General features: G+C 44.6%; 13 protein-coding genes. 8 read left to right on the plus strand and 5 right to left on the minus strand.

Going from position 1 to position 12,493, the window contains the following annotated elements; genetic code table 11:
- Positions 1-205: 205 nt before the first annotated feature.
- Both AC0L6V_RS15855 and AC0L6V_RS15860 read left to right on the plus strand, forming a co-directional pair.
- Positions 206-1,750 (plus strand): penicillin-binding protein 1A, encoded by a 1,545-nt coding sequence (locus AC0L6V_RS15855; protein ID WP_418138420.1) that lies wholly within the window; start codon positions 206-208, stop codon positions 1,748-1,750.
- Positions 1,695-2,543 (plus strand): penicillin-binding transpeptidase domain-containing protein, encoded by an 849-nt coding sequence (locus AC0L6V_RS15860; protein ID WP_418138421.1) that lies wholly within the window; start codon positions 1,695-1,697, stop codon positions 2,541-2,543. The genes AC0L6V_RS15855 and AC0L6V_RS15860 overlap by 56 nt, the downstream gene beginning before the upstream one ends.
- Before the next feature lie 62 nt (positions 2,544-2,605).
- Here the strand turns inward: AC0L6V_RS15860 and AC0L6V_RS15865 are convergent, their stop codons facing one another.
- From AC0L6V_RS15865 to rpmE, 4 genes are all read right to left on the minus strand, one after another.
- Positions 2,606-3,166, minus strand: a complete 561-nt coding sequence (locus tag AC0L6V_RS15865) for an LOG family protein (protein ID WP_265218121.1) — start codon at positions 3,164-3,166, stop codon at positions 2,606-2,608.
- Between the two features lie 128 nt (positions 3,167-3,294).
- Complete coding sequence (locus AC0L6V_RS15870) at positions 3,295-4,563, minus strand: malic enzyme-like NAD(P)-binding protein (protein WP_265218122.1); 1,269 nt, start codon at positions 4,561-4,563, stop codon at positions 3,295-3,297.
- A gap of 170 nt (positions 4,564-4,733) precedes the next feature.
- On the minus strand, positions 4,734-5,468 hold the full coding sequence (locus AC0L6V_RS15875) for a thermonuclease family protein (protein WP_265218123.1): 735 nt from the start codon (positions 5,466-5,468) through the stop codon (positions 4,734-4,736).
- A 56-nt stretch (positions 5,469-5,524) separates the two neighbouring features.
- Positions 5,525-5,740 (minus strand): 50S ribosomal protein L31, encoded by a 216-nt coding sequence (gene rpmE / locus AC0L6V_RS15880; protein WP_111608996.1) that lies wholly within the window; start codon positions 5,738-5,740, stop codon positions 5,525-5,527.
- 268 nt (positions 5,741-6,008) lie between these two features.
- Here rpmE and AC0L6V_RS15885 point away from each other — a divergent pair, with 268 nt between their 5' ends.
- Positions 6,009-8,240, plus strand: a complete 2,232-nt coding sequence (locus AC0L6V_RS15885; RefSeq protein ID WP_265218124.1) for a primosomal protein N' — start codon at positions 6,009-6,011, stop codon at positions 8,238-8,240.
- Positions 8,241-8,454: 214 nt separating this feature from the next.
- Here AC0L6V_RS15885 and AC0L6V_RS15890 read toward each other — a convergent pair whose 3' ends face one another.
- A complete protein-coding gene (locus AC0L6V_RS15890) occupies positions 8,455-8,598 on the minus strand; it encodes a hypothetical protein (protein WP_418138422.1) in 144 nt (47 codons plus the stop codon).
- 96 nt (positions 8,599-8,694) lie between these two features.
- Between AC0L6V_RS15890 and AC0L6V_RS15895 the strand changes: the two genes are divergently transcribed.
- From AC0L6V_RS15895 to AC0L6V_RS15915, 5 genes are all read left to right on the plus strand, one after another.
- Positions 8,695-8,928 (plus strand): SPOR domain-containing protein, encoded by a 234-nt coding sequence (locus AC0L6V_RS15895; protein WP_265218125.1) that lies wholly within the window; start codon positions 8,695-8,697, stop codon positions 8,926-8,928.
- A gap of 115 nt (positions 8,929-9,043) precedes the next feature.
- Positions 9,044-9,595 (plus strand): ATP-dependent protease subunit HslV, encoded by a 552-nt coding sequence (hslV, locus tag AC0L6V_RS15900; protein WP_265218126.1) that lies wholly within the window; start codon positions 9,044-9,046, stop codon positions 9,593-9,595.
- 79 nt (positions 9,596-9,674) lie between these two features.
- A complete protein-coding gene (gene hslU / locus AC0L6V_RS15905; protein WP_265218127.1) occupies positions 9,675-10,997 on the plus strand; it encodes an ATP-dependent protease ATPase subunit HslU in 1,323 nt (440 codons plus the stop codon).
- A gap of 73 nt (positions 10,998-11,070) precedes the next feature.
- A complete protein-coding gene (locus tag AC0L6V_RS15910; RefSeq protein WP_265218128.1) occupies positions 11,071-11,454 on the plus strand; it encodes a gamma-butyrobetaine hydroxylase family protein in 384 nt (127 codons plus the stop codon).
- Positions 11,455-11,495: 41 nt separating this feature from the next.
- Positions 11,496-12,110 carry a ubiquinone biosynthesis accessory factor UbiJ gene (locus AC0L6V_RS15915; RefSeq protein ID WP_265218129.1) on the plus strand — a complete coding sequence of 205 codons (615 nt, stop codon included), beginning with the start codon at positions 11,496-11,498 and terminating at the stop codon, positions 12,108-12,110.
- The last annotated feature ends 383 nt before the right edge of the window (positions 12,111-12,493 follow it).

Below are 12,493 nucleotides of genomic sequence, written 5' to 3' on the forward strand. Positions count from 1 at the left end.
TAACAAGATAACACGATTTGATGCAAAGTTAACCACCTATTCTGTAATCATCTTAGGTATAATGGGGACTTTCCATCCAGCATCCATTGGATTTATATGGCTAAGGCACTAAAAATACTCTTTATTCTCGGCCTCTTTGGCACCCTTTGTGCGGTCGGTATCACCTATGCAATCTATTACAGTGTAAAGGATCGTATTCCTACAGTTGAAGAGCCTCAAAGACATTGAACTAAGAATTCCATTACGTATCTATACCGCCGACAACTTACTAATTGGTGAGTTTGGTGAGCAACGTCGCACACCTATCAGCTACTCAGAGATCCCACCCAATCTAGAGCATGCTATTTTAGCGGCCGAGGACACCAATTTTTATCACCATCCAGGCGTTGATATCCTTGGCTTAGGTCGAGCGGTCATGCAACTGATCACCACAGGACAAATTCAAAGTGGTGGTAGCACCATCACGATGCAGGTGGCTAGAAACTATTTCCTATCATTTGAGCAAACTTTCACCCGCAAATTCACCGAAATCTTCATTTCTTTAAAAATGGAGCGCGAACTGTCAAAGCACGACATTCTTGAGTTGTACGTCAATAAAATCTACTTAGGAAATCGCGCCTATGGGTTTGAGGCCGCCGCTCAGGTGTATTATGGCAAAAACCTAAACGAACTGGATCTTGCTCAGCTGGCCATGATAGCTGGTCTGCCAAAAGCACCATCGCGTTTTAACCCTGTGGTGAACCCTTCCCGTGCATTGATTCGTCGTAACTGGATATTGCAGCGCATGTTGTCACTTGGAATGATAGACAAAGACGCCTATCAAAATGCCGTAGAATCTCCTATTACCGCTAAGAACTATGGGGTTATGCCTGATATTGAAGCCGGGTATATTGCTGAAATGGTTCGCTCAGAGCTATACAACACATTCGGCGACGATCTGTACAGTACGGGTATGACTGTCTACACGACCATTGATTCAAAACGACAAAAAGCCGCAAACGACGCTATTTTCAATGGCGTACTTGATTACGATATGCGCCACGGCTACCGAGGCCCTCTTGAAAAACGTACCGACCTAATTAATGCCCCGCTAGAAGAGCAGAAAAAAGCCTTACAAGACATAGGAAGGTTTAAAAACTGGCAAACGGCATTGGTGCTGTCCACCACCAACACAACGGCAGACGTTCGTCTTGCTAACGGTGAACGCGCAACCCTACCATGGGAGGCCGTTAAATGGGCAAGATCCTATATAAACGAGGACTCACAAGGCCCATCACCATCCAAAGTGACCGATGTGCTCGTGCCTGGTGATATTGTGCGCTTACGCCCAGACAACCAACTTGAATGGCTACTAGCGCAAAAGCCCGCTGTTCAAAGTGCCCTTATTTCTCTTAACAGTAAGGATGGTGCCATTCAGGCTCTCGTCGGCGGTTTTAACTTTTTTGAAAATAAATTCAACCGAGTGACTCAGTCTAAACGCCAACCTGGTTCTAATTTTAAACCCTTCATTTACGCCAGTGCTTTGGATCGCGGCTATACGGCCGCCAGCATTATCAATGATGCGCCTGTAGTCTTTAATGATAAAAACTTAGAGTCCGCATGGCGTCCAACCAATGATGGTGGTAAGTTTTACGGCCCCACACGATTACGTGAAGCGCTGTATCGCTCACAAAATATTGTCTCTGTGCGTTTACTTGAAGAGCCTCGGCATTCGTCCTACTCTCAACTTCTTACGTCGGTTTGGTTTTGATCCAGATGAGTTACCTTACAACCTTTCTCTATCTTTAGGCAGTGCCAACCTATCACCTCTACAAATAGCAACAGGGTATGCTGTTTTCTCAAATGGTGGTTATCAGGTACAACCCTACCTAATTAACAAAGTCATCGATCGAAATAACAATGTCTTATTTCAAGCAAGCCCAGCTACAGTCTGTGTGACCTGTACACCGCTTGAAAAGACGACAGATGATAAACCTCAAATGGGATTATTTAATACGCCAGAGGGTATTGTTAGCCTTCCTATGGCACCACAAGTGCTTGACCCAGAGGTAAATTACATAACCTACGACATGATGCGAGATGTTATTAAGCTCGGCACAGGTCGACGCGCTAGAGTATTAGAGCGCGACGACTTAGCTGGAAAAACTGGGACTACAAACGATGGGCGCGACGCTTGGTTCTCCGGTTTTAATGGTGAGCTGGTCACTTCTGTATGGAGTGGTTTTGATAACTCATCGCCCCTAGGTCGTGGAGAATGGGGTGGCTCTGTTTCGCTTCCAGCATGGATAGATTATATGAGAGATGCTTTACAGGGCACCCCACTGTCTTTCGTGAGCAAACCCTCTTCCTTAGTAACCGTTCGCATTGATCCGAATACTGGAGAGCGCGCTTTACCTGGTCAATCTAATGCAATTTTTGAGATTTTTAGAAAAGACCACGTACCGCCACAGCGCAATCTAAACTTGCCAACATTAAACAGTAATCGTGACAGCGAATCACGAGAAGAGAAGCAAGAAACCAATGCATTAGAAAACTTGTTCTAACATAGGTTTATTCCCTATAAAAATGCCAGCCCAGTGCTGGCATTTTTATCTCTTTGAACGCTCTAGCTCCACTTGGGCTGAGGAGCTTGGTAAGCTTTCACGGCCGCTAGCAGGGTTTCTGGCGTGCTCTCTTTGATAATCATATCAATGTAAGACTGCTTCACAAAGCCTGCCTGCTGCATGCTGTCTACCATAGTAAATAGGGGATCATAAAAGCCATTTAAATTATAAAAGACACAAGGTTTGCTATGCAGGCCAAGTTGCCCCCAGGTCCACACTTCAAACATTTCCTCCAAGGTCCCCACCCCACCCGGAAGCGCCACAAACACATCAGCCAATTCGCTCATTTTAGCTTTACGCTCATGCATATTGGCTACCACATAGAGTTCAGTTAATCCTGTATGAGCGATTTCCTTGGACTCGAGATGGGACGGAATCACACCAATGACCCTTCCACCAGCTTGCAAGGCTGCATTCGCTATCACCCCCATTAAGCCAACATTTCCTCCGCCGTAAACAATGTCTATCCCTTGCCCAGCAAGATACACGGCCAACGCTTTTACGCCATTGGCATATTCGGGGGAATTACCCGCAGCGGAGCCACAATATATTGCAACTTTCATGACACAACTCCTATTTAATCCAAGCTATTCCTGCTTATTGATCAATGAAAATACCGTATTAATAATATTTAGTCATAAAAAAAGCGGCTCTTTTTTAAAGAGCCGCCTGGTAACAGATCAAGATTCGATTAAGCACCGAAGTGATTAAGATTCTCTAGTGGATAAAAATCTGGGTATGGCAGCATTGCCACACCAGAATCTACCGCAGCACGAGCCACCGCGGCAGACACCACATTAAGCAAACGAGAATCCATTGGTTTTGGCAGGATATATTCTTTGCCAAAGCTCAATGGTGCGCCACCGTAAGCTGCAACCACATCCGCAGGTGCTTCTTCTTTCGCAAGATCTTTCAGAGCATGCACAGCCGCAACTTTCATTTCTTCGTTGATTTTAGTCGCACGAACGTCTAAAGCACCACGGAAGATGAAAGGGAAACCAAGTACGTTGTTTACTTGGTTAGGATAATCTGAACGACCTGTTGCCATGATCAAATCATCACGCGTTGCACGAGCAAGCTCTGGATTAATTTCTGGATCTGGGTTTGAACAAGCAAAAACGATCGGATTCGCCGCCATTTTCGCAAGCTGTTCTGCAGACAATAAATCTGGACCAGATACACCGATGAATACGTCAGCACCATCGATTGCATCATCCAAATTACGTTTATCCGTATCAATCGCAAACATGGCTTTAAATTGGTTCAAGTCAGTACGACCAGAGTGAATAACGCCATTACGGTCAAGAACGAAGATGTTTTCGCGCTGTGCACCACACGCAATGATTAACTTCATGCATGCAGTTGCGGCAGCACCCGCACCAAGACAAACGATTTTAGCGTCAGCAATGTCTTTACCTTGAAGCTCAAGCGCATTCAAAAGACCAGCCGCGGTAACAATCGCTGTACCATGTTGGTCATCGTGGAAAACCGGAATAGAACAACGCTCGATCAATTGACGTTCAATTTCAAAACACTCAGGTGCTTTGATGTCTTCTAAGTTGATACCGCCGTATGTGTTGGCAATACGAGCCACAGTATCAATGAATGCCTGTGGACTTTCAGATTCCACTTCCACATCAACGGAGTTAATACCAGCAAAGCGCTTAAACAATAAACCTTTACCTTCCATTACTGGCTTACTTGCCAATGGGCCTAGATTGCCTAATCCGAGGATCGCAGAACCATCAGAGATCACGGCAACCAAGTTGCCTTTACCGGTATAACGGTAAGCCGCTTCTGGGTCTTTTGCGATTTCACGACAAGGCTCAGCCACACCTGGGCTATAAGCGAGAGAAAGATCACGAGCGGTTGCTGTTGGTTTCGTAATAGTAACGCTAAGTTTGCCTGGAACTGGATATTGGTGATAATCCAACGCTGCTTGCTTTATATCTTCTGCCATTATGATGTTTCCGTCTATTTGGTGTTATTAATTAGTTTTATCATAGCCAAACTGGGCCTTGTCCCCAAGCCTACAAAAGCTTCGAAAGTGGCACCTTATAATTCTGTGTCGCCAGAATAATCGATATACTCATTACTTTAAAGCGTAAAACCATAGGAATATTCTATCAATCAATGCTTGTTAGAAACGTTGATTTCACGCAAATCATTCGGATGTCTTACTGACAAAACCCAAGATTTAAAGTCTGAATATCGGCTTTTCCTTTGATGTTGCCAACCACGTACCTCTATGTCCTTGCCTTCAAACGCAAATACTGTTTGAGCAGACCAATAGTCGATAGTATTAGGTGGCAAATTGATCACTAGATCCTGATCGGTTTCTAGCCACCAACCTCCTCGGTTCTGAGTAATGGAAGTGATGTTAACACGAGAGATTGCAAAGCCAGCTTTTGGCTGCCATTGCAAATTTTGCTGCCATAATCCCTTATGCGCATTGCGAGCTGAGTCTTCAGCGGCCTCAAAACAATCTTGATAGGCTAAGTTAGGAGGAATCGCAATACGATAACCAAGTCCTTCGGATAGTAACTGACTCGTCAGTGAAATACGATCTTTATCGAAAAGGTAGTACAAATAACGACCGTATCTATCTTGATCATTTTTGGACTCTTGAAGGTAGACAAATTGATCGAGGCGAGAACGAAGAAACTGCATCGCCTCAACGGCAAAAGGCTCATGATTGCCTTTTTTGTGATCCAGTTCTGGGGTATCAATACCCACTAATCGCACTTTTCGGCCATCCGTCAAATGTACGGTATCGCCGTCAACGACTCTTTTAATCTGAGCCTTCTCAAGCTTTCCTGTTGCCACACAGGTATCATCACCATGGGCGGCAAAGGACAAAAACAAAAAAAGCGCCAAGCAAACTTGGCGCTTTCTTAATGGGATCACTATCATGCCACCAATTACTTAGTAGTACGACGTGCTCCGAAACGCTTGTTGAAGCGATCAACACGGCCACCAGTATCAACCATTTTTTGTTGACCTGTGTAGAAAGGGTGGCAGTTGCTGCATACGTCAACGTGCATGTCTTTACCAAGCGTTGAATGTAGGTTTAGCGTGTTACCACAAGTACAAGTTGCTGTAATTGCAGAGTAATTTGGGTGAATATCTTTTTTCATTGTATATACCTTTGGGTTTAATGTGCCGCCACTTGGTCGATCATTAATGGGCTATTGCCGCGCCAAGCACCGCACGTTTTTTTGTACAGACATTGTACAGTATTGCGCAAGAGTGGCGTATTTTAGGGATCTATTGCAGAATCAGCAACCTTTTTATCGTGCTTTGCTGATAAAATTGTCACTCGCACCAACCCACTACTCTGACGTACACTTACGCATTAATAAAAATGCTATCTTTTGCTTTACTGAACAAGGCCTAATCTAACGCATGTCTGAAGTGCTTCTCACACTCTCCCCATACATAAAAGTCGCGTTACCTGTGCCAATGCGTACCTTATTCGACTACAAAGTGCCCAAAGCTATTGCCCTGCGGCATGAGCTAAAACCGGGCATGAGAGTCAAGGTCCCCTTTGGCAAAAGTAGTCGTCTTGGAGTGATTGTCGCTGTTAGTGACCACAGCGAGTGGGACCCCGATCAGATTAAGCCGCTCACCTCACTACATGATAAAAGCCCTGTTATTAGCGCCGAATTAATGGCCCTGTGTGAGTGGGCAGCACGTTATTATCATCACCCCATTGGTGATGTCATCTTTCATGCGCTGCCTATTCTATTGCGCAAAGGTGAAAATGCCGAGTTTAGGACAGAAAATTGGTGGTTCACGACAGAAAAAGGACAAACCACCTCTCTGGAACAACTCAGTCGTGCACCACGCCAACAAGACTTTTTAAAAGCTGTGCAACAACACCCTAATGGCTTAAGTCAGCATGCCGCCTCAGTATTAGACCTTGCCCCTAATGCTGCCAAGATTCTGGAGGAAAAAGGGCTATTGCGCAAAGAACCTCGTTCTTTTAACAAAGGCGGAGAAAGACATGCCCATGTGACACAAATACCTCCGACACTGAACATGGAGCAAATGCGGGCAACAGAGCATATATTGGATTATCGTCACCAATTCCATGTCGCGTTATTGGACGGTGTGACGGGGAGCGGTAAAACCGAAGTTTTTTTACGAGTAATGGAGCGCCTGATCGACGAGGGAAAACAAATTCTGGTGATGGTGCCAGAAATAGGCCTAACGCCACAAACACTAAAACGCTTTGAGAACCGTTTCAACACCGATATTGTGCTGATGCACTCTAACATGAGCGATAGAGAACGTTTGGATGCTTGGCTCTTGGCAGCAAGCGGCCACGCTAAGATCATCATCGGCACAAGATCCGCGGCTTTTATCCCTGCCCCAAACCTTGGCCTAATCGTTATTGATGAAGAACACGATACCTCATACAAACAGCATGAAGGCTTTCGTTATCACGCACGAGATCTTGCGATTAAACGCGCTCAAGCACTGAATATTCCCGTCTTACTTGCTTCGGCCACACCGTCATATGAGAGTTTAACCAACGCCCTGCAAAAACGCTTTGCTTGGCTTAAACTACGTCAGCGAGCTGGTAACGCACACATACCTAAAATGGAAAGAGTAGACTTACGGGGAAAGAGCTTAGTGCATGGCTTCAGCGAACAAGCACTCGTAAGTATGAAACAATGCCTAGAACGCAAAGAACAAGTACTGGTATTTTTAAACCGTCGCGGTTACGCCCCCACTCTAATGTGTCACCAGTGTGGCTGGATTGCCGCCTGCGATCATTGCGATGTTAACCTCACCGTACACAAACGTGCTAATAAGCTGCATTGTCACCATTGTGATACGCAAAAAGCACTCATTCATACTTGCCCTGAATGCCAGTCGGAAGAGTTATTTACCGTTGGGGAAGGTACAGAGCAAATTGAAACACAGCTCAGCACACTGTTTAAAGAAGTACCTATTTTGCGTATTGACCGTGACAGCACTCAACGTAAATCGGCTATGGCAAAACTTACCCAAAAAATCCATGAGCATGACCAAGCCATTCTCATTGGAACGCAAATGCTCGCCAAAGGACATCATTTCCCTAACGTCACTCTTGTCATCATTATGGACGCAGATGCTGGGTTATTCTCTTCTGATTTTCGAGGTATGGAGCGCACTGCTCAGCTTATTACGCAGGTCGCTGGCCGCGCTGGCCGCGCCAAAAAGCCAGGCCATGTATTATTGCAAACCTATCACCCCGATCATACTGCGATTGAATGCCTATGTAATCTTGGTTACGAACACTTTGCCATTGATGGATTGGCCGAGCGTAAATCTTTATCACTTCCGCCCTTTTATCATCAAGTCATCATTCGCGCCGAATCCGGCAATGAACAGGAAGCCATGCAACTCTTGTCCACCATGCGAAACGATTTAGAGCCATATTTCTCTAAAGACGTATTTCTTGTCGGCCCCTATGCCGCCATCATTGTTCGCAAAGCAGGACAACATCGGGCATTAATTTCTCTAAAATCGGCACAGCGAGCGCCACTTCATCAAGCCACCCAAATGATGACCGAATGGCTAGAGCAATCAACCAAACAACATAGAATTCGCTTTGCAATTGATGTCGATCCACTGGAAACTTACTGATCTTGGCCGCATAATGTGCGCAACTCACACTGAACCCTATTTACTTATGCCAAAGCTAAAAGCCAAAAGCCCAAATTATGTTTAATCCTGTTCAAATTGCAGCAAAAGGAAGTCGCCCAAAAAAAGGGGCGACTCGTCGAACACCACCCCCACAGCAACGCAAAACCACTTGGTGGCTTTGGCTTCTTGTGCCCATTATAGTCATCGCTTTCATTTATGGCCTAACGCAACTAAACCAAGTCGCACCCACAACAAAACCAACACCAATAGAGCCCCCCAAGGCGATTCCAAAACCAGCCCCTACACCGGCGCCTAAGAAAGTAGAAGAAAAAGTCAGTGTTGCTCCGAAAAAAGACACGTTTGAGTTCTATCAAATATTACAAGACAGCAAGGTTGATACCAGCCACGTCGATGCTTATCAGTCTACCCCTAGGGGGAGCAAGATTATTACTACATGCTTCAAGCCGCCTCATTTAGAAATCTTGAAGATGCGGATCGCCTGCGCGCTCAACTCATCTTGTCTGGTTTGGTCGAAGCCAGCGTTCGCAAAACCATGGATAAGGACGACCAGGCTTGGTATAGAGTGATTCTTGGTCCTTATGATTCACGTTCAAAAATGAATCGTGCAGAGGATAAACTCGTCTCTTTGTCAATCTCTCCTTACTCTTATAAAATTAAAAAAGAGTAAGCTTTAAAATCGGCATAAATTGCATACAGAACATGAAAGCTTGTTCTGTATGCAATCCTCGCTTGAAATCTTCCCGCTCGCCCCCATTTCGTTAGAATCGAAACGGGAGTAGACCATGACAACGATTCTTACTGTACGCAAAGGCAATCAAGTCGTCGTAGGCGGCGATGGACAAGTATCTTTAGGCAACACTGTGATGAAAGGCAACGCTCGTAAAGTGCGCCGTCTCTATCGTGGTGAAGTAATTGCTGGCTTTGCTGGCGGTACGGCGGATGCGTTCACCCTATTCGAACGCTTTGAAGGCCAACTTGAAAAACACCAAGGCCACTTAGTACGGGCTGCAGTAGACCTTGCTAAAGACTGGCGTTCTGACCGAGCGTTACGCAAATTAGAAGCCATGCTGATTGTCGCTAACAAAGAAAGTACTCTAATCATTACTGGTACGGGCGATGTGGTTGAACCACAACATGGTGCATTGGCTATTGGCTCTGGCGGCAACTTCGCTGAAGCCGCGGCTCGAGCCTTAATTGATAACACGGATTTATCAGCCAAAGAAATCGTTGAGAAAAGCCTCAATATCGCTGCTGATATTTGTGTGTTCACAAATCACAGCCTAACCATAGAAGAAATTACCATCGACCCGCAGCTTGAAGATAAGTCTAAATAATTCTCTATCAACCAAGAGCATTACAGACAGTAAAGCGACGCAGCTAACATCACACAATACATTTAAAAGAGAATTAATAATGAGCAGCATGACCCCAAGAGAGACGGTTAACGCCCTAGACAACCACATTATTGGTCAGCAAAAAGCAAAACGTGCGGTCGCCATCGCACTACGAAACCGCTGGCGTCGCATGCAACTTCCTGAAGACATGCGAGCAGAAGTCACACCCAAAAACATCTTAATGATAGGCCCAACGGGGGTAGGTAAAACAGAAATCGCTCGCCGATTAGCTAAGCTTGCCAACGCACCTTTCATCAAGATTGAAGCCACAAAATTCACTGAAGTGGGCTATGTTGGTCGTGATGTAGAGTCGATTATTCGTGATTTGGTTGAAATGGCAATTAAAATGCTTCGCGAACAAGAAACGGCAAAGCTACGCCATAAAGCCGAAGATGCCGCAGAAGACCGTATTCTTGATGTGTTGTTGCCCCCCGCTCGCGGCGGTGATCCTGAATTACAAGACAATAGCACTCGTCAGACTTTCCGTAAAAAACTACGGGAAGGCCAACTGGACGACAAAGAAATCGATATCGATGTATCCGATTCACCAATGGGTGTTGAAATTATGACTCCACCAGGCATGGAGGAAATGACCAGCCAGCTACAAAACTTATTTTCCAGCTTTGGTTCACAAAAAACCAAAAAGCGTAAAATGAAAGTCAAAGATGCTATGCGCCAAGTTCGTGACGAAGAAGCGGCAAAGCTCGTTAATGAAGAAGAACTGAAAGCTCGCGCAGTAGAAGCCGTCGAGCAAAATGGTATTGTCTTCTTAGATGAAATCGATAAAGTCGCTAAAAGCTCAGAACGCTCCGGCGGAGAAGTCTCTCGCGAAGGCGTACAGCGCGATTTATTGCCTTTAGTCGAAGGTTGCACCGTCAGCACCAAATACGGCATGATCAAAACCGATCACATCCTATTCATTGCGTCTGGCGCCTTCCATTTGTCTAAACCATCAGACTTGATTCCAGAATTGCAAGGCCGTTTACCCATTCGAGTTGAACTGGATGCGCTAACAGTAGACGATTTCAAACGTATTTTAGTCGAACCAAGCATGTCATTGACGAAACAATATGTGGCGCTTGCTAAAACGGAAAATATCAACCTGAACTTCACTGAAGAAGGTATTCACCGCATAGCTGAAATTGCTTTCCAAGTGAACGAGCGTACGGAAAACATTGGGGCGCGTCGCTTACATACGGTACTTGAACGCTTACTTGAAGAAGTGTCTTATTCCGCCAGCGACATGCCAGATGATCAAACCGTCGACATCACAGCGGCTTATGTTGATGAACAACTAGGGGAAATCGCTAAAAATGAAGATTTGAGCCAATATATTCTATAATTGGAATCATCTCTCTTAAAAAATAGCCCTTATTTCACGCCCCTTCTTGGAAGGGGCTTATAGGAAAAAGACTGTGTCTAAACCCGTCCCAACGAACATCAACTACCATAAAAAATCACGAGAGCTGGCGCTCACCTTTGCTGATGGACATAGCTTTCGCCTAAGTGCTGAATTCTTAAGGGTTCACTCACCTTCCGCGGAAGTACGCGGTCACGGCATGCAAATGCCCATTTTGCAATACGGGAAAAAAGACGTTGCCATCAATAATATTGAAGTCGCTGGCAATTATGCGCTAAAGATCTCCTTCAACGATGGTCACGACACTGGCCTCTATACTTGGGAATATCTCTACAATATTGGCAAAAATCACGATGAACTCTGGCAAATGTACCTAGATCGCCTTGAAAAAGAAGGTAAGACGCGGGACACTTCCGTCATTCAAATCCACCAGCTTTAATTTTTATATCACTCTGCCATTGACCATCGGAGCGTTTTTTTATGAGTTCTCTCAGTTTATCGGCGCTTAGTGCCATCGAAAAAGCGATCAATCTAGCGCTCAAACAGGACACACCGTCACAAGACCGCTTGAGTAAACTGGCAGGACAACAGGTTTTTCTTTATGTAGAAGACTTTTCTTTCATATTACAAATGCACATCCTTGAACAAGGGGTAATGCTGCATCAACCAGACAGCTTAGATGAAATCGAATTAGACCCGCGGTTAGATACACTGGTGCAAGGACCCAGTTCAGCCTATCGTAAATTATTGGATGGCGATGGTTTCTTTGACGGTGACCTACGCATTCAAGGCAATGCTCAAGCCCTCATGACACTGCATAAAGTGATGGAAAACTTCGAATTCGATTGGGAAGGATTGCTGGCGGATCACATCGGCGATTTGCCCGCCGCAACCCTAGCACGCCTACTTCGTGCTCAATGGTCTTGGAGCAAAGAATTCACCACCAATATGAGAATGCAACTGGTTCAACATCTACAAACTGACAGTCAGCTACTGCCCAGCAAAATTGAATTTGACCACTTCGTCAATGAAATAGAACGCTTCGGCACCTTAATTGATCGTGCCGAAGCTAGATTAAGGATCTTAACAAAATAAAAAATGATTTAAATACATATACTTGTTGATTACTTAGGGAAGTTTAATGTCTTCAATACTTAATAATCTTACCAATTTTGAATGGTGGTTTAATGGTCTTTTTTTTACGCTATTAGCTTTCACTTCTAAATTATATTTTTATATAACTCCTAGATTTAAAAGATTTTTTAGAAACCGTTCAGCCAAAGAGTTAAAGGCAATTAGGTTAATTAGACACGACAATGTAAAGGTATTAAGAGAAGTCTTTCATGAAAAATGTTTATTCCTGATTTTTATACTTGGGGCCATGGTCTACATATACAGTTTTGTAGCAAATAATATATTTTCCGATATAGAAATATATAATCAAGATAAGATGACCCATAAATTAAATATCATTTTCA

The organism is Marinomonas sp. G8-14 (assembly GCF_055808935.1).